The organism is Antarctobacter sp. (assembly GCF_048262615.1).
In the GTDB taxonomy this organism is placed as follows: domain Bacteria; phylum Pseudomonadota; class Alphaproteobacteria; order Rhodobacterales; family Rhodobacteraceae; genus Antarctobacter.
The window spans coordinates 174080-193953 of sequence record NZ_JBLXFB010000005.1 but is presented as its reverse complement, the minus strand read 5'-3'; the positions used below and the strand labels follow the sequence as shown (position 1 = coordinate 193953).

Sequence of the window (19874 nt, the reverse complement as noted above, 5' to 3'; positions counted from 1 at the left end):
TCGTGCATCGGTAGAATTCGCTAGGTTTCGACCTGTGGCCTTCCCAGAGGTCAACGGCTCGTCTACGAAATTGTGAAATATGCAGCATACCGGTTGGTCTCGCGCCTCATTTCAGGGCGCGTGGGCAGACCGCTGGCGTGGCGCTCGTGGAGGAATTTGAATGTCGGTTGGTCATAATCTGGGTCGGATTTTTGCAGTCTGGGTGTTTTCTTTGCTGGCAGCGTCCGCCGCACAGGCACAGGCCACGTTCAATTCGACGCTTTCGCCGACCACAATCACCGAAGGGTCGGTGTCCACGCTGACCTACGACATCGGCAACGGGAGCGGAACGCCGCTTGTCAACGGCGCGTTCACCACCACCTTGCCGGCGGGCGTCACCTTTGCGACGCCTGCGGATCTGGACGTCGGGACGAGCTGTGGCGGCGTGACCGCCACAGCCGCTGACGGCGGCACCGTTCTCACCGTCAGCGATGTTGCAGTCGGCGCCTTTGGAAGCTGTTCGTTGTCGGTTCTGGTGACATCGTCCTCGGTCGGCAGCAACATCATCACCAGCGGCGATTTCACCTCTGACCAGGGCAACTCCGGCACGGCCAGTTCGACCCTGACGGTCAACGCGACATCCAGCGCGCCGGTCTTCAGCAAATCGCTGTCGGACCCGTCGATCGCGATCAACGGCACCACGCGGATGACCTACCTGATCGACAACACCGCCAACGGCAACTTTGTGAACGGTGCCAGCTTTGTCGAAAATCTGCCGTCGGGCGTGACGGTGGCCCCGACCCCCAACATTGACGTCTCGACCTGTGCATTTCCGCCCAACGTGAGCGCCAGCGGCGGCTCTATCTCTGTCACAGGCATCACTTTGCTCAGCGGGACAACCTGTAGCATCTCGCTGAGCCTCAAGGCGACCTCGGCGGGCACATATACCCTGCTGTCCGGGGATCTGGGGACCTTTTCCGACAGCTACGGCAAAAGCCTTGCCTCGTTGAGTGTCACCGGACTGCCCACAGGCACGCCGCAGTTGCAAAAGTTCTTTCCGGACGGCGTGGCCAACCCCGGCGGGACCGCGACGCTGGAATTCCATATCTCCAACGGCGACAGGGATTTTTCCGCCACCGGGATAACCTTTACCGATGATCTGGATGCCATGCTTTCCGGTGCGACCGTGGTGGCCGCCTCGCTGCCCAGCGATCCTTGCGGCACCGGGTCGACGCTCAGCGGTTCTTCGGTCTTGACCTTTTCCGGCGGCACGCTTGCGCCGGGATCGAATTGCAGCTTTTCGATTCAGGTGAATGTGCCCGGCGGCACCACTGGCGGGTTGTATGCCAATACCACCGGGGCGCTGACCGGGTCGCTGGGCGGCACCGGGTTCACCGGCAACCAGGCCTCCGACACGCTGGAGGTCGCAAACGCGACGATTGACCAGCCGACCTTTACGCTGGAGTTCACCGACGATCCGGTCCTGCCGGGCAATACCTTCAACGCGCGCTACACGATCACCAATGCCTCAACCACGACAACGGTGACCGACCTTGCCTTTGCGCATGACATCTCTTTCACCTCGGCCATGGTCGCCGGCGGCACCGGCTCCAACCTGTGTGGCTCGGGCTCTTTTGTCTTTGTCAACTCGGTCTCCGGCACGCCCTTCCTGAACCTCGCCGGCGGGCAGTTGGCGGCCAGCGCAAGCTGCGTCATCGACGTCACCTTCCAGACCGACATCAGCGAGACGATCGGCGACTACCCGACAACCACCGGGCCGCTGTCCTACAACAACGGTGCGTCGGTCGTGTCCGGACCGACCGCAAGCGATACGCTGACCGTCGAAGGCGGCGCGGACCTGACCCTGTCCAAGCTGTTTGGACAGGACAACGCCCAGCCGGGCGAGACCGTGTCGTTGACCTTTACCATCTCCAGCGCGGCGGAATCGGTCAGTGCGGCAACGGCCATCGCCTTTACCGACGACCTGCACGCCTTCCACGCCGGATCGACCTTTGCCGGGCTTACCTCTAACACTTGCGGCGGCACCGGGGCCGGGGCGACAAGCGATCCCTCGGGCGCCGCAGTTGTCGACGGGACATTCAGTTATTCCGGCGGCACACTGGCCCCGGACAACAGCTGTACCATCGTCATCGATGTGACTTTGGGCGCGGGCGATCCCGGCGCCGAAGTGACCAACACCTCCTCGACCCTGACCGCCACCGCAGGCGGCGCGGCGACCACCGCGCCGGCGGCGACGGATACACTGTTTATCGGTACGGTCGAGCCGTATCAGTTGGCGTTCGCCTTCGACACATCCTCGGCGCTGCCGGGGGATCTGATCGGTCTGGATGTCACCATCACAAACCCCAATGCGCCCGGCACCGGGGACGCGACAAGCATCAGCCTGACAAGTTCGCTGAGCGCCGGGCTGTCCGGTCTGGCCGCCGAGGCCCCGCTGCCGACCGATCCCTGCGGCCCCGGCAGTTCGCTGTCGGGCTCCAACTTTGTCATCATGACCGGCGGCAATGTGGCGGGCGGCGCGTCCTGTTCCTTTACCATTCCGGTCCGGGTGCCGGCGGCGGCGGCGGACGGGTCCTACGGCGTCACGGCGCAGTCCTCGGGCAATGTCGGCGGGGTCACGGTGTCCGTCAACGGGGCCGCGACGCTGGTGATCGACAGCAACCTGTTGTCGCTGACCAAAAGCTTTGCGGCATCGACGGTGACCGCTGGCGATACCGTGGACATCAGCATCGAGGTCACCAATGCCTCGGCGACCCACACGGTCACCGACATTGCCCTGACCGATGATATCGGTGCCATGCTGTCGGGGGCCACGATCCTGTCGCATGCCACGAACTGCGGCAGCACCGCGGCCAGCACGGCGACGGTGCTGGACCTGTCGGCGGGCACCCTTGCGCCCGGTGCGACCTGCACCATCACCGCGACGGTGCAGACCCCGGCCAACGCCCCGGCCGGTGACGTGACCAATACCACCAGCGCGGTGACCGGCGTGGTCGGCAGTGCTGCGGTGACCGGCGCGTCGGCCTCGGGCACCTTCACCCTCGTCCCGGACATCGACCTGATCTTTGCCAAGGATCTGACGCCTTTGGCCGCCCCGGCGTCCGGCACCACCTCTCTGACGATCACGATCGAGAACGCCAGCCCGACGGCGACGGCCTCGAACGTCGGCTTTACCGACGATCTGGACGCCATGCTGAGCGGCACGCTGGCGGGGGGGCTGTCGGCCAGCAGCGCCTGCGGCGGCGGCACCTTTACCGGCACCTCCTTCCTGAGGTTCAGCGGCGGCAATATCGCGGCGGGCGACACCTGTACCCTGACCGCCACGATCAGCCTGCCCGGATCGGCGACACCCGGCGTCTATACCAATACCACCAGCCAGCTTTTCATTGCCGGTGTGGCCTCTGAGCCGGCGGTGAGCGACACGCTGACCATCGTGCCCGCACCGGGGTTCGCCAAGGTCTTTGCCGATGCGACCATCGCGCTGGACCAGACCAGCACGCTGACCTTTACCGTGGACAACACGGCGTCGATCATTGACGCGACCTCGCTCAGCTTTACCGACAACCTGCCCGCCGGGGTGCGGGTGGCGGCGACGCCCAATGCCTCGACCACCTGTACCGGCGGCAGCCTGACGGCGACCGGCGGCTCCGGCGTGATCAGCTACACCGGCGGCACGGTGACGGCTGCGGCCTCCTGCACCGTGGCGGTGGATGTCACCGGCTCCGCGCTGGGCAGCCATGTGAACACCACCGGCGATCTGACCTCGTCTCTGGGCAATTCCGGCACCGCGTCGGATACCCTGACGGTTGAGCCGCAGCCGACATTTGCCAAGGCCTTCGGGGCCAGCACGATCGGCGTCAACCAGACCACAAGCCTGACCTTTACCGTGGACAACAGCGGCGCGACGCTGACCGCCTCGGCGCTGGATTTCACCGACAACCTGCCCGCTGGGCTGCAAGTGGCGGCGACGCCCAATGCCTCGACCACCTGTACCGGCGGCAGCCTGACGGCGACCGGCGGCACCGGCGTGATCAGCTACACCGGCGGCACGGTGACGGCTGCGGCCTCCTGTACCGTGGTGGTGGACGTGACCCCCACCACAACCGGCGCAAAGGTCAACACCTCGGGCGATCTGACCTCGTCTCTGGGCAATTCCGGCACCGCGACCGACACGCTGACCGTTGTGCCGCAACCGGCCTTTACCAAGGCGTTCGCGGTCGATCCCATTGGCGTGGGTCTGGTGACGTCGCTCAGCTTTGACATCGACAACAGCGGGTCGTCGATTGCCGCAACGGGTCTGGATTTCACCGACAACCTGCCTGCGGGCATGATTGTCGCGACCCCGGCCAATATCACGAACCTGTGTACCGGCGGCACCGTGACCGCCACGGCGGGCAGCGGCACCATCAGCTATTCCGGCGGATCAATCGGTGCGGGCGCAAACTGTCTGATCTCGGTTGACGTGACCACCACCGCAACCGGGGGTCTGACGAACACCACCGGCGATCTGACATCCAGTCTTGGCAATTCCGGCACCGCGTCCAAGACGCTGACCGTTGTGCCGCAGCCGACCTTCACCAAGAGCTTTGCCGACAGCGCGATCCCGCTGGGGTTCTCCACCACGCTGACGCTGCGGATTGACAACAGCGCCTCCAGCGGCGCGGCGGTCGATGTCGCCTTTACCGATACCCTGCCTGCCGGGCTGCAAATCGCCACCCCCGCGAACGCCTCGACCAGCTGCGCCAGCGCCACGCTGACCGCCCCGGCGGGCGGCAGCGCCATCAGCCTGAGCGATGGATTCATGAACGGCGGAACGAGCTGCGTGGTCGAAGTTGACGTGACCGGCACCGCGCTGGGCAGCCATGTGAACACCACCGGCGATCTGACCTCGTCTCTGGGCAATTCCGGCACCGCAAGCGATACCCTTGTGGTTGAGCCGCAGCCGGGCTTTGCCAAAGCCTTTGCCGATGCGGCCATCGCGCAGGGCTTTGACACCACGCTGACCTTTTCCATCGACAACAGCGGCGCGACGCTGACCGCCTCGGCGCTGGATTTCACCGACACCCTGCCTGCGGGGCTGCAAGTGGCGGCGACGCCCAATGCGGCAACCACCTGTACCGGCGGCGCCCTGACCGCAACCGGCGGGGCAGGGACCCTCAGCTACACCGGCGGCAGCCTGACCGGCGGCGGCACCTGTACGGTGGCGGTCGATGTGACCGGCACCGCAACCGGCGCGCTGACCAATACCTCGGGTGATCTGACCTCTTCGATGGGCAACTCGGGCACCGCCAGCGACAACATCACCGTTGTCCCGCAGCCGGGCTTTGCCAAGGCGTTTGCACCGGCGGGTATCAACCTTGGCCAGTCCTCGACGCTGACGTTTACCGTCGACAACACCGGGTCGATCCTTGCGGCGACGGCGCTTGATTTCAGCGACACGCTGCCCGCCAATCTGGCGGTGGCGGCGACCCCCAACGCCTCGACCACCTGTACCGGCGGCACCTTGACCGCGACGGGCGGGGCAGGCAGCATCGGCTACACCGGCGGCAGCCTTGCCGCGTCGTCCAGCTGTACCGTCAGTGTCGATGTCACGCCGACGGCGGCGGGCGCGCTGGACAACCTGTCGGGCGATCTGACTTCTTCGCTGGGCAATTCCGGCACGGCGGCGGCGACGCTGACCGTGATCACGCCGGAAATCGGCATTTCCGGCTCTGTCGGCGGGGCGGTTGCCGATGGCGGCACGCTGGATCAGGGAACACCGGATGCGGGCGCGCAGCAGACCTTGACGCTGACCATTTCCAACACCGGCACCGATGCGCTGACGCTGGCCGCAGCCCCGGTGATCACCGGGGCCACCGACGTGGTGGTGGACAGTGTCACCGGTCCGCTTGCGACCACGGTTCCCATCGGCGGCAGCACGACGGTTACCATTCTGTACACGCCCGCAGCGGCGATCCAGACCGATCCGACCGTCAGCCAGCCGTTCAGCTTTGACGTCTCGCTGGGCAACAATGATGTGGACGAGTCGCCCTATGACTTTACCGTCAGCGGTACGGCGCAGGATGTCACCGCGCCGTCCGGCTATACCGTTGCCTTCGATCAGAACCCGGTGAACATCGGCAATCAGGGCGGCATCGGCTTTACCTTTGCATCGGCTGAGGTTGGCGCGGGTTTCGCCTATAGCATCACCTCATCGGGCGGCGGCGCGCCGGTCGCAGGGATCGGCACCATCGCCACGGCGACGGACCAGATCACCGGGATTGATGTCTCCGGGCTGGCGGACGGGACGCTGACGCTGACCGTGGCGCTGACCGATCCGGCGGGCAACACCGGGGCGGACGCCACGGCCACCACCGCCAAGGATGCCACGGCACCGGCGGGCTATGCGGCCACCTTTGACCAGGACCCGGTGAATGCGGCCAACCAGACGGCGGTCAGCTTTACCTTCGCCGGGGCCGAGATCGGGAGCACCTATGTCTACTCGATCACCTCGACGGGCGGCGGTGCGCCGGTGTCCACCATGGGCACCATCGCGACAGCCACGGACCAGATCACGGGCATCGATGTCTCGGGCCTTGGCGACGGCACGCTGACGCTGTCGGTGACACTGACCGATACCTCGGGCAACACCGGCGCGACGGTCACGGACACCGCCACCAAGGACGCCACCGCCCCTGCGGGCTATGCCGCCACCTTTGATCAGGACCCGGTGAATACCGCGAACCAGACGGCGGTCAGCTATACCTTCGCGGCGGCAGAGGTCGGCGCGGGCTATGCCTATAGCATCACCTCGGACGGCGGCGGCGCACCGGTCACCGGCACCGGGACCATCGCCACGGCGACCGACCAGATCACCGGGATCGACGTTTCCGGCCTTGGCGACGGCACCCTGACCCTGTCGGTGACGCTGACCGATGTGGCGGGCAACACCGGCGCGGCGGCCACGGACACCACCACCAAGGACGCCACCGCGCCTGCGGGCTATACTGTCGCTTTCGATCAGGACCCGGTGAATGCCGCGAACCAGACGGCGATGAGCTTTACCTTCGCGGGGGCCGAGGTTGGCGCGGGCTATGCCTATAGCATCGCCTCGGATGGCGGCGGCGTGCCGGTCACCGGCACCGGGACCATCGCCACGATCACCGATGTGGTCAGCGGGCTGGACCTGTCGGGCCTCGGGGACGGGACACTGACCTTGACGGTCGCGTTGACGGATGTGGCGGGCAACACCGGCACGGATGCCACCGCCACCGTCGCCAAGGACACCACCGCGCCGGCGGTTGCCATCGACACGCCGCTGTCCGGCGATGGCTTTGTCAATGCGGCCGAGGCTGCGGGCTTTGTCCTGTCGGGGACGTCGACGGGCATGCCGGATGGCAGCCTTGTCGAGATTTCGCTGTCCGGAAACGGCGTCACCTTCTCGGGTCTGACCACAACCGTCACCGGCGGGGTCTGGACCTTGCCGTTCGACATGTCGTTCTTCCCTGACGGTCCGATCGACGTCATTGCCATCGGCTATGATCAGGCCAACAACCCGTCGCCGCAGGCCACCGCCTCGGGGGTGCTGGATACCGCAGCACCCACGGGCTATTCCGTCGCCTTTGATCAGGACCCGGTGAACATCGCGAACCAGACAGCGATCGACATCACCGTCAGCGGGGCCGAAGTGGGGGCAACCGTCGCCTTGCGGATCAGCTCCGACAGCGGGGCGACGATTGTCACCCCCGCCACGGTCACCGCCGCGACCGCCACCGTCGATGTGACCGGGCTTGACCTCAGCGTTCTGGGCGACGGCACGCTGACCGTCACAGCGATCCTGACCGATCCGGCGGGCAATGCGGGCACAGCCGTCACCGGCACCGCGACCAAGGACACCGTCGCGCCCGGCCTGACCCTCGACAGCCCGCTGGCCGGGGACGGAGTGGTCAATGCCGCAGAGGCGGCGGCTGTGACCGTCTCGGGCACCGCCACCGACCTTGCCGATGGCACTGTCGTGACGGTCAATGTGACCGACACCGGCGCGGGCCTTGCCACTGGCACGGCCACTGTCACGGGCGGCCTCTGGAGCCTCACGCTGGACCTTTCGGGTCTGGCGGATGGCGCGCTGAGCCTGACCGCCGATGCCTCTGACGCGGCGGGCAACCCCGCGCCGCAGGCCACCGCCACAGCCAGCAAGGACGCCGACGTCCCAGTTGCCACCATCGATGGACCCATCGCGGGCGATGACGTGATCAACGCGGCAGAGGCAGCTTCCTTTGCGGTCTCCGGCACCGCCACCGGCGTTGCCGATGGCACCATTGTGCGTCTGATCCTGCGCGACGGCGCGTCTGCGGCGGTCTACTACCGCGAGGCGACGGTTACGGCGGGCGCGTGGAGCCTGACGTTCGACATCGCGGCACTGGCGGATGGCAGCTATGACTTGTCCGCTGACGTCACCGATCCGGCGGGCAACGCGGCCACACCGGCCACCACCGCGCTGACCAAGGACACCGTGGCCCCGTCGATCCAGATCGCCGATCCGGCAGCGGGCGCGACCAGCTTTTTCGACAATGCCGTGAACGCGGCAGAGGCGGCGGCATTCACCGCATCGGGTACGGCGCTGAACGCGGCGGACGCGGTGCAGGTTGTCCTGACCGCCACCGATGGCGCATCGGGCAGCGTGTCGGTCACAACCGGCCTGACCGCCGGTCCCGCGCCTGCGCATAGCTGGACCGAGGCACTGGACCTGACCTCGCTTGCCGACGGGACAATCACCCTGACGGCGGTGATCATCGACACCGCTGGCAACACCTCTTCGGCCTCGACCAGTTTCCTCAAGGACACCACCGCGCCTGCGGGCTATACCGCCACGCTGGATCAGGACCCGGTGAACATTGCCAATGCCACAGCGGCGAGCTTTACCTTCGCCGGTGCCGAGGTTGGACCGGGCGCGCCCGGCACCGATGTCACCTTTGCCTATTCGATCTCCTCGGACGGCGGCGGTGCGCCTGTCACCGGCACCGGCACCATTGCCACAGCCACCGATCAGGTGACGGGCATCGATCTGTCGGGCCTGCCGGACGGCACCCTGACGCTGAGTGTCACGCTGACCGATTTCAAGGGCAACACCGGCGCGGCGGCAACCGACACCGCCACCAAGGACGCCACCGCCCCCGGCCTGACATTCGACTCGCCGCTGGCGGGCGATGACGTGGTCAACGGGGCAGAGGCGGCGGCGGTCGTGATTTCCGGCACCTCGACGGATCTGCTGGACGGGGCCACGGTCACCGTGGCTGTCAGCGATGCGGGCGCGGGCCTTGTCACCGGCAGCGCCACCGTCACCGGCGGGGTCTGGTCTGTCACGCTGGACCTGAGCCCGCTTGCCGATGGCACCCTTGGCCTGACGGCGGATGCAACCGACGCGGCGGGCAACCCCGCGCCGCAGGCCACCGCCGCGATGGCCAAGGACACCGTCGCGCCGACCGGCTACAGCGCCAGCTTTGACGACGATCCGGTGAACGCGGGCAATCACACCGCGACCGGCTTTACCTTTGCCGGGGCCGAAGTGGGGGCCAGCTTTGCCTATGCCATCACCTCGGACGGCGGCGGCACGGCTGTCACCGGGACTGGCACCATCGCCACGGCGACCGACCAGATCGCCGGGCTGGACCTGAGCGGCCTTGCCGACGGCACCCTGACGCTGACCGTTGCGCTGACCGATCCGGCGGGCAACACCGGCGCGGACGCAACCGACACCGCGACCAAGGACGCAACCCTGCCCACCGTCGCCATCGACACCCCGATTGCGGGCGATGGCGTGGTCAACGCGGCTGAGGCGCTTGCCACACCCGTGTCCGGCACCTCGACCGATCTGGCCGATGGGGCGGTGGTCTCGATCGTCGTCAGCGATGGCGCGGCGGGGTCGGTCACCGGCACCGCGACTGTCACGGGCGGCGTGTGGACCACGACTCTGGACCTGTCGGGCCTTGCGGATGGGGCGCTTGCCCTGACCGCCGATGTCTCTGACGCGGCGGGCAACGCGGCCCCGCAGGCCAGCGCCAGCGCCACCAAGGACGCCACCGCGCCCAGCGGCTACAGCGCGGCCTTCGATCAGGACCCGGTCAATACGGGCAACCAGACGGTGGCCAGCTTTACCTTTGCCGGGGCCGAGGTGGGGGCGGGTTATGCGTTCACGATCACCTCTGACGGCGGCGGCACGCCGGTCAGCGGCGCGGGCACCATCGCCACCGCCAGTGACCAGATCAGCGGGCTGGACCTGACGGCGCTGACCGACGGCACCTTGACGCTGACCGTGGCGCTGACCGATCCGGCGGGCAACACCGGCGTCAACGCGACGGATACGGCGGTCAAGGATGTGGCGGTGCCCACCGCGACGCTGGCTGGTCCGGTCACGCCGCAGGCCGATCCCTTTACGGTCACACTGACCTTCTCGGAGGCGGTCACCGGGCTGGACCTGACCTCGGTCGCGCTGGTCAACGGCACCGCCTCGGCGCTGACGGGCAGTGGCGCGGACTACAGCTTTACCGTGACGCCGGATCATGACGGCACGGTCGAGATTGCGCTGGATGCGGGGGCTGCGGCGGATATTGTGGGCAACCTGTCCACGGCGGCCACCGCGATCACCGTCACCGCCGAGTTGACTGGCACGCCCAATCCGACGCCGCTGCCCGATGCGGATGGCGACGGGGTGGCCGACATCCTTGAGACCGGCGACCGCGACGGCGACGGCATTCCCGACGATGAGGATTTCGACCCGCAGGGCTATTTCTACTGCGAGGACGATGGCCGCATCATCCCCGGCGGCGGGTTCACCGTCTCGGGGCCATCGGGGAGCAATTCGTCGCTGGGCACGCTCAATGACATCAACATCACCCGCGACGGATCGACCGGCGAAATCCAGTGGTTCGCCCTGCGTCCGGGCACCTATTCGATGTCGCTCAGCTATCCGACGGCTGTGGGTGTTCCCAGCACGACGCGCCTGTCCTCCGGCACGCTGGACCTGACCTCTTTGCTGCCGTCCAACCCGGCGGTGATCGGCTCGTCCGAGTTTGGGGCGACAGGGTTCCTTGCGGATGCTTCGGCGGCGGCCAACCCGGCCTTCTACACCGGCTTTGTGATCGAACCGGGGGATCCGTTTGTTCTGTCGAACAACATCCCGATGACGCAATGCGCCGAAAACCTTGTGACGCTCAGCGCCACAACCGACGGGGCAGAGGCCAATACCGGTGTGCCGACCGACGCGACCTTTACCGTCACGCAGGGGCGGGCATCGACCGTGGATACGGTGATTGCCTATACGGTTGCGGGCTCTGCCACGTCCGGCACCGACTTTACCGCGCTGTCGGGCACGGTGACCATTCCGGCGGGCGCGACATCGGCCACCATCACCGTTCCGGTGCTGGAGGATGGCGACATCGAGGGGCCGGAGACGGTCGAGATCACGCTGACCGGTGTGACCTCGGGCGATCTGACCACGCTGCTGGGAACAGCGGTAACGGCCAGCGCCACCATCGCGGATGACGACTTTGCCGATATCGCGGTGGTCAACGTCGATCTTGTCACCAATGAGGGCGGCGGCGACGACGCCACCATGACCTTTGCGCTGCTGGGGATGCCCACATCGCCGGTCACGCTGCGGTTTGCCGGTGACAGCCAGTGTACCGTGGCCCCGGCCAGCATCACCTTCACGGCGGCGGATTACGCGGTGCCGCAGGCGCTGACGATCCGCGCCATCGACGATGACAAGGTCGAGGGCACGCACAGCTGTCAGCCGACCGTTGTGGTCAGTTCCGCCGACACCCGCTACGACGGCGCGCCGCTGGCGCTGGCGACGGTCACCGTGACCGACGACCTTGTGGACCAGATCCGCGAGCCGCTGACCGAGATCCTTGAAGACGACCTTGAGGAGACGATCACGGCGCAGACCAAGGCGTTCAGCCGGATGTCCAAAGGCGCGTTGCAACGCCTGCAAGCGGGGCGCGATCTGCCTTGCGGGACGATCCAGGGCTTTGACGTGGATGGCAGCGTCCAGATTCAGGACGCCACAGGCGCGGCGCAGGGGACATTCGGGCGCGATGCCTACAACTGCGTCACCGACACCCGTGAGATCCTTGACGGCACCTTCTCGCTGAACAAGACCGAGGATACCGGCGTTCAGGCGCTGTTCCAGTTCGCCTGGCAGCGCGAGCGGTTCATCAGCGATGCCGAAATCGCCGGTTATTTCATGGGCGGCTATTACAGCCGGACGGATGTCAGCGGTCTGGGCGATGGCAAGATCGACGGGTTTGGCGTCAATGGCGGGCTATATGGCGCGCGCAGCTTTGCGCAGGGTCTGTTCCTTGACTACTACCTCGCCGGGGCCGCCGGGCGGCACAGGTTCGACATCGACTTTGACGCCGCAGCCGCCCCGATCAACGCCACAGGCCAATACAGCTATCTGGCCGGTTTCGCCGGGGTGGGCATCTCTGGCCAGCGCGAATTCGACAGCTTTGTGATGAAGCCGCGGGTTGGTCTGGACCTGTCCTATGCCAAGGCGGGCGATGCGGATGTGACTGCCACGCAACTGGGGCTGAGCCACAATGGCGTGATCGATCTGGACGATTTCAGCGGCGTCCGCGCGACGGCGGAAATCCGGTTCGAAAGCCTGTCCGCTCCGGGGGGCGCGGAGGCGCTGTCGGGCATGATGCGCACCGCCTTTACCCCGCGCTTTACCTGCGAGCTGTCGTCGTATGACGATGAGGCGAACTGCGGGTTGGGTCTGGCCTTTGCCTGGGAGCGGACGGATGCCGCCAGCGGTCTGACATGGGGGTTTGAGGTGGATATGGAGCAGATCGACGACAGCCGCCGGTTTACCTTCAACATCACGCGTGAACGCCCGGTCGCCAATGGCCGCGGCGCGGTTGTGACACGTCTGTCGATGCCCGAAGCGCAGACCCTGGAACTCGAACACGGGCTGAAGCTGGACTTCTGACCGGGGGGGGCGGGCCCACCCGCCCCCGCTCCGGCGCGGCCCCACCCACCCACCCGCGCGCGCCGGATCGAGCGCGGGCGGGCTCTGAGGTCCGGGGCTACACTCCGGGGCTACACGAGGTGCGGGATAATCAGTCCTGAAAACAGGCGGCGCGACCGTCCTGCGCGATCAGCGCGGCACCGTCCATGATGGTCGCCGCGCGGCGGTTCATGGCGGATGTGGGCCGGTCGGCCTCACGCTTTTTCGGGCTGGGCAGGACAGAGGCGAGAAGCGCGGCCTGACGGTCGCTCAACGCCTCGGGGCCGACGCCGAAGTAGTGGCGCGCGGCGGCGTCGATGCCAAACACGCCTTCGTCGAATTCCGCGACGTTCAGGTAAACCTCAAGGATGCGCCGCTTGGGCCAGAGCGCCTCGACCAGAGGGGTCAGCAGCGCCTCCATCGCCTTGCGGACATAGCTGCGGGCCTGCCAGAGATAGACGTTCTTGACGACCTGCTGGCTGATGGTGCTGCCGCCCCGGTTTGCGCCCTCTTCGATCGCGGCGCGGATGGCGTCCATGTCAAAGCCCCAATGGGCGCAGAAATTGGCATCCTCCGCCGCCACGACGGAGCGCAGCATGACCGGGGCGACGTCGTCGATCCTGACCCATGCCCGGTCCACGCCGCCAAGGCGGCGGGTCTCGGACCAGATCGTGTGGGTGGTGGGGGGATTGAAGACCCGGAAGGCCAGCACCGCCAGTACCGCGAGCAGCGCCAGTCCAAGGGCGCAGCGCCAGAGCCAACGCCGGACAAAGGTCAGCGGGCGAAACGACCGCTGGCCCTTTTTGCGATTGGCGCGCTTCTGGCCGCGCGCCGGTTTCCTTGCCTTGACTGCCATGAAATCTGTGTAGCCCAGCGGCGGCCCGCCGCCAACGCCTGAGCGTGGTGTGGCCCGAGAGGTGGGCGCAGGCGAGGGGCCAGCCCCTCGCGCTCCCCGGGATATTTTCGGACAGAAGAAACAGGGGGGCGGCGCGCCCCGCCCGGTGGAGACGCAAATGGCCCGGTCGCGCGACCGGGCCTTTGGTCGATTTATTCCGGGCGGATTATTCCGCCGGCACCGCGAGGTCGTCTTCGATCCCCAGCGGGTGCGGGATCTTGTCGAGCATTTCTTTCGGGCAGACCTGAATGAAATGCGCCTTTTCCAGATCCCAGTTTTGCCGGATATCGGTTGCCTTGCGGCTGCCGGTTTCCTGCACATGGCGTTCGACCAGGCCTTTGAGCTGGTCTTCCCATGCGGCGACCGTGACCGGGCAGGTGACCAGACCTTCCATGTTCATCATCGCCGGCGCGGTGCCCTCCGGGTCATAGATATAGGCCATGCCACCGGTCATCCCGGCGCCGAAGTTGGCGCCGATGCTGCCCAGAATGACCGCGAGACCGCCGGTCATGTATTCACAGCCGTTGGAGCCGCAGCCCTCGACCACCACCGAGGCGCCGGAGTTGCGCACCGCGAAGCGCTCACCGGCGCGACCGCAGGCGAAGAGATGCCCGTCGGTGGCACCGTACAGCACGGTGTTGCCGATGATCGTGTTCTCAGACGCGACAAGCGGCGAGACCAGCGGCGGACGCACGACGATCAACCCGCCCGACAGGCCTTTGCCGACGTAGTCGTTGGCATCGCCCGAGACCTCCAGTTTCAGGCCCGGTGCGGCGAAGGCCCCCAGCGACTGCCCGGCGGAGCCGGTCAGCTTGACGTGCAGGTGGTCGGGTTGCAGCGCGTTGCGCATCCCGAATTTCTGCACGATGTGGCTGGAGACCCGCGTGCCCACGGTGCGGTGCGTGTTCATCACCGCGTAGGACAGTTGCATCTTTTCACCGTCTTGCAGGAAGCGGGCGGCGTCGCGGACGATTTCCGCATCCAGTGTGTCGGGCACCTCGTTGCGCGGCTTGGCGCGGTCGTAGACAATGTCGTCGGACCCGTTGACGCGGATCAGCAGCGGATTGAGGTCAAGATCGTCAAGATGATCGGACCCGCGCGAGACCTGGCTGAGCAGGTCGGCGCGACCGACCACCTCTTTGAGGCTGCGCGCGCCGATTTCGGCGAGGATTTCGCGGACTTCCTGCGCATAGAAGGTGATCAGGTTCACCACCTTGTCCGCCGAGCCGGTGAACTTGTCGCGCAGGGCCTGATCCTGCGTACACACGCCCACCGGGCAGGTGTTCGACTGGCACTGGCGCACCATGATGCAGCCCATGGCAATCAGCGCGGCGGTGCCGATGCCGTATTCTTCGGCCCCCAGCATCGCCGCCATGACGATGTCACGCCCGGTGCGCAGCCCTCCGTCGGTGCGCAGGGTGATCCGGTCGCGCAGGTTGTTCATCGACAGGACCTGATGCGCCTCTGTCAGGCCCATTTCCCACGGCAGACCGGCGTATTTGATCGAAGTGGCCGGGCTGGCGCCGGTGCCGCCGTTGTGACCGGAGATCAAGATCACGTCGGCCTTGGCCTTGGCCACGCCCGCCGCGATGGTGCCGACGCCGGAGGAGGCGACCAGCTTGACCGTCACCTTGCAGCGCGGGTTGATCTGCTTGAGGTCGTAGATCAGCTGCGCCAGATCCTCGATGGAATAGATATCGTGGTGCGGCGGGGGAGAGATCAGCGTCACGCCCTTGGTCGAGTGCCGCAGCCGTGCGATCAGGTCGGTGACCTTCATGCCGGGCAACTGGCCACCCTCGCCGGGCTTGGCCCCCTGCGCGACCTTGATTTCCAGTTCCTCGCAGTGGTTGAGGTATTCGGCGGTGACGCCAAAGCGACCCGAGGCCACCTGCTTGATCTTGGCCGAGGGGTTGTCGCCGTTCGGCTCGGGCACAAAATGCGCCGGATCCTCGCCGCCCTCGCCGCTGTCGGATTTTGCGCCGATGCGGTTCATGGCGACGTTCAGGGTCTTGTGCGCCTCAGGGCTGAGCGCACCCAGCGACATGCCCGGTGTCACAAACCGCTTGCGGATCGAGGTGATGGATTCCACCTCTTCAATCGGGATCGACTTGCCCAGCGGCTTGATCGCCAGCAGGTCGCGCAGGTGGATCGGCGGGTTGGACTGCATCGCCTTGGAGTACTGCTTCCACATCTCGTAGGAGGCGCGGTCGCAGGCGGCCTGCAACAGGTGCATGGTCTGCGCGCCCCAGGCGTGCGTCTCACCCGACTTGCGCGCCTTGTAAAAGCCGCCAATCGGCAGCACGTCACGACCGGATTTAAAGCCAAGCGCATGCACGTCCTCGGCCTTTTTCTGGATGCCGCTGACGCCGATGCCGCTGATACGGGAGATCATGCCGGGGAAGTATTCCGCGCACATGGCGCGGCTCAGGCCCACGGCCTCAAAGTTCAACCCGCCGCGATAGGACGAGATGACAGAGATGCCCATCTTGGACATGATCTTGAGCAGGCCCTGATCAATCGCCTCGCGGTAGCGGGCGACCGCCTCTGTCAGGGTCATGTCCAGCAGGCCGCGCTTGATGCGGTCGGCAAGGCTGTCCTCGGCCAGATAGGCGTTCACGATGGTCGCACCGGCGCCGATCAGCACGGCAAAGTAATGCGGGTCGATACATTCCGCGCTGCGCACGTTGAGGCTACAGAAGGTGCGCAGGCCCTTGCGGGTCAGGTGGCTGTGGACCGCGCTGGTGGCAAGGATCATCGGCATGGCAACCCGGTCGGGGCCGCAATGTTCGTCCGTCAGGATAAGGTGCCCGGTGCCAGAGCGCACCGCGTCCTCTGCCTCGGCGCGGATACGGGCCAGCCCCTCACGCAGGGCACCGGGGCCGCCGCTGAAGGTACAGTCGATCTCGACGCAGGGCGCGTTGAAATGGACCTGCAATTCCGCGAACTGCGCATTGCCCACGAACGGCGTGTCCAGCACAAGGATTTCGGTCTGCGAGCTGTCCTCGTCCAGCACGTTCTTGAGGTTGCCGAACCGGGTCTTCAGCGACATCACGCGATATTCGCGCAGGCTGTCGATCGGCGGGTTCGTCACCTGGCTGAAGTTCTGGCGGAAGTAGTGCGACAGCGGGCGGTACTTTTTGGACAGAACCGCGCTGGGGGTGTCATCCCCCATCGAGGCCAGCGATTCCTTGGCGTCCTCGGCCATGGGCGCAAGGATCTGCTCCAGCTCTTCCATGGTGTAGCCCGCCGCGATCTGGCGGCGGCGCAGGTCTGCACCCTCGAACAGCGGCTTTTCGGTGACGGCGGCCAGCGGCGTGTCCAGTTCCGAGATCTTCTCGACCCAGTCGCCGAACGGCTGGTTGGACGACAGCCGGTTCTTGATTTCGGTGTCGTGGTAGAGCTTGCCCTCTTTCATATCGACGGCGATGATCTGGCCCGGTCCAAGCGCGCCCTTTTCGCGGGCTGTCGCCTCATCCGTTGGCACCATGCCGATCTCGGAGCCGGCGATCAGCAGCCCGTCGCCGGTCACCACATAGCGCATCGGGCGCAGCCCGTTGCGGTCCAGACCGCCACAGACCCAGCGGCCATCGGTCATCGCCAGCGCCGCGGGGCCGTCCCACGGCTCCATCACGGAGTTGCAGTAAGAATACATGTCGCGCCAGGCCTGCGGCAGTTCCACCGCCTGCTTGGACCAGGATTCCGGCACCAGCATCGTCTTGGCCATCGGCGCGCTGCGTCCGGCACGGACCAGCACCTCGAACACCGAATCCAGCGCCGCCGAGTCGGACGACCCGTTCGGCACGATCGGCTTGATATCCTCTGCCATGTCGCCAAAGGCCGAAGAGGCCATGCGGATCTCATGGCTTTTCATCCAGTTGACGTTGCCCTTCAGCGTGTTGATTTCGCCGTTGTGGGCCAGCATGCGGAACGGCTGGGCCAGCCACCACTGGGGGAAGGTGTTGGTCGAATAGCGCTGGTGATAGATGGCAAAGGCGCTTTCAAAGCGTTCGTCCTGAAGGTCGGGATAGAATTCCGCCACCTGCTCGGCCAGCATCATGCCCTTGTAGATGATCGACCGGCAGGACAGCGAGGCGATGTACAACTGGCCGATACCGACCGCCGCCGCCGCCTTTTCGATCCGGCGGCGGATCACGTACAGCTCCCGCTCAAAGGTCTCTTCGTCCACGCCCTTGGCGTTCGAGATGATGATCTGCTCGATTTCGGGGCGTGTGGCATTGGCCTTTTCGCCCAGAACCTCGACGTGGACCGGCACGTGGCGCCAGCCATAGATGTAGTGGCCCATGCGCAGGACTTCGGTTTCGACGATGGTCCGGCAGGTTTCCTGCGCGCCAAAGTCGGTGCGCGGCAGGAACACCTGACCCACGGCCATCAGCTCATTCTTGCGGGGCGTATGGCCGGTGCGACCGATCTGGTCATAGAAGAAGGGGGTCGGGATCTGCACGTGGATGCCCGCGCCGTCGCCGGTCTTGCCATCGGCGTCGACCGCGCCCCGGTGCCAGACCGCCTTGAGCGCGGAAATCCCGGCCTCGACCACGCGGCGCGATGCCTTGCCGTCAATGCTGACGACAAGTCCCACCCCACAAGAGCTGTGCTCCTCGCTCTCGTGGTACATGCCGTTTTCGGCCATCCACTTACGCTTGGTTTCCTCGGCCCGTACCCAGTCGGCGTCGAATTTGGTCATGGCTCAAGCCCTCCGTTCATGGACCGCCTCGGCGGCCCGGCTTCTTCTGTCATGGCGGCGATCCCAACTGCGAGAGCGTCCTGCCGAAATTAACTCAGTCGGCGGTCTCTGCCAGAACGCCGAATTTTGCGTGACACTCGGCCCGCGTCATCAGTTTGTGGCCCGACTGGCCGTCATAGGCGAAACTGTCGGGTTTGATGTCGATGTAGATTTCATTGGTCATCTTGAACCCGTCGGCGTCATCAAAGACTCCAAGGGGCAATTCGATGTCGCCGGAATAGTCCGACGCCATCGTGACGCGGAAAAACATCCCCGATCCGCAGCGGGTGCAAAAACCGCGCTCTGCCCAGTCGCTTGACTGGATGCGGCCAAGGTGAGTTTCGTCTTCCCAGCTCAGGTTCTCCAGCGCCACGGTCACGCCGATCAGCGCCGATCCGGTCCAGCGGCGGCACATCTCACAGTGGCAGGCGCCGACCTGTGTCGGCACCTCGCGCGCGGTGAACCGCACCGCGCCGCACATACAGCCGCCCGTGCGCATGCTCATGCCGCGTCCTCCGAAAAGGGAAGGGCGCTCATCAGGTCGCAGTCATAGCGCGGATAGGTGCCGCGAAAGCCGGGTTCATCGGGATAGATGAAATCCACCGGGCTGCGGTCACGGGCATTGGTTTCGCGTTCGTCCGCTGTGACATCCGTTGCAAAGCCCGCAAAGAACCTTTTGTGCAGGGCAGAGACGTATTCCTTGCCGCGCACATGTTCGATCACGCGGCCGTCTTCGTCACGGCGGGTCATTTCGAATTCGGTGCGGTACAGCGGTTCGCCGTCGATTTCGACCTCTCCGACGATGCGGTCATACCCAGAGACCCGCGTGCGGCCCTCTTCGTCGTCCTGCTGGTAGAAATCAAAGCTGTCCACGCCGGTTTCGATCAGTTCTGACACGCTGCCGGGGTCGGTCATCGGGGTGACGGTGCGGGTCCGCGTCGGGGCCTCTGGCGGACCGCTTGCGATCCATTGCGCGTCACCGTCGATGTGGCTGTAGAAATAGGGACCGGCCTCACCGAAATCGGCGCGGAACCTGTGCTCCGGGTCGATCTGGGGGCAGATGAAGTGATTGGTCACGCTGCAACTGCGCGACTGCACGGTCATATAGGTTTCACAGCCCTCGGGCGGGGTGAACAGTCCGCCCTGTACCTGCGCCGCCGCCGCAGAGGCAAGCGTCAGCAGCACCGGCAGACCCGCGATTGCGGCAATGATCGTTTTCCCGTCTCTCAACTTTCCGCCCTCCCGAGTCA

5 protein-coding genes are annotated in these 19874 nt (G+C 66.0%); 1 reads left to right on the top strand and 4 read right to left on the bottom strand.

The features are described 5' to 3' along the window. Window positions 1-160: 160 nt before the first annotated feature. Window positions 161-12970, top strand: coding sequence for an Ig-like domain-containing protein (locus tag ACN0S5_RS07950; RefSeq protein ID WP_417207585.1), 12810 nt, complete (start codon window positions 161-163; stop codon window positions 12968-12970). A gap of 130 nt (window positions 12971-13100) precedes the next feature. Here ACN0S5_RS07950 and mtgA read toward each other — a convergent pair whose 3' ends face one another. The 4 genes from mtgA to ACN0S5_RS07930 all read right to left on the bottom strand — a co-directional run bounded on the left by mtgA (window position 13101) and on the right by ACN0S5_RS07930 (window position 19854). Next, window positions 13101-13844 carry a monofunctional biosynthetic peptidoglycan transglycosylase gene (gene mtgA, locus ACN0S5_RS07945; RefSeq protein WP_417207584.1) on the bottom strand — a complete coding sequence of 248 codons (744 nt, stop codon included), beginning with the start codon at window positions 13842-13844 and terminating at the stop codon, window positions 13101-13103. A 205-nt stretch (window positions 13845-14049) separates the two neighbouring features. Then, window positions 14050-18585, bottom strand: a complete 4536-nt coding sequence (gltB, locus tag ACN0S5_RS07940; protein ID WP_417207583.1) for a glutamate synthase large subunit — start codon at window positions 18583-18585, stop codon at window positions 14050-14052. 94 nt (window positions 18586-18679) lie between these two features. Beyond that, window positions 18680-19129, bottom strand: coding sequence for a GFA family protein (locus ACN0S5_RS07935; RefSeq protein ID WP_417207582.1), 450 nt, complete (start codon window positions 19127-19129; stop codon window positions 18680-18682). Continuing rightward, window positions 19126-19854, bottom strand: coding sequence for a hypothetical protein (locus tag ACN0S5_RS07930; protein WP_417207580.1), 729 nt, complete (start codon window positions 19852-19854; stop codon window positions 19126-19128). Before ACN0S5_RS07930 ends, ACN0S5_RS07935 begins: the two co-directional genes overlap by 4 nt. Window positions 19855-19874: the final 20 nt, after the last annotated feature.

What these genes read in the sequence shown, in the direction of transcription:
- ACN0S5_RS07950 (WP_417207585.1), top strand. Translation starts at nt 161, where the DNA reads ATGTCGGTTGGTCATAATCTGGGTCGGATTTTTGCAGTCTGGGTGTTT.
- mtgA (WP_417207584.1), bottom strand. Translation starts at nt 13,844, where the DNA reads ATGGCAGTCAAGGCAAGGAAACCGGCGCGCGGCCAGAAGCGCGCCAAT.
- gltB (WP_417207583.1), bottom strand. Translation starts at nt 18,585, where the DNA reads ATGACCAAATTCGACGCCGACTGGGTACGGGCCGAGGAAACCAAGCGT.
- ACN0S5_RS07935 (WP_417207582.1), bottom strand. Translation starts at nt 19,129, where the DNA reads ATGAGCATGCGCACGGGCGGCTGTATGTGCGGCGCGGTGCGGTTCACC.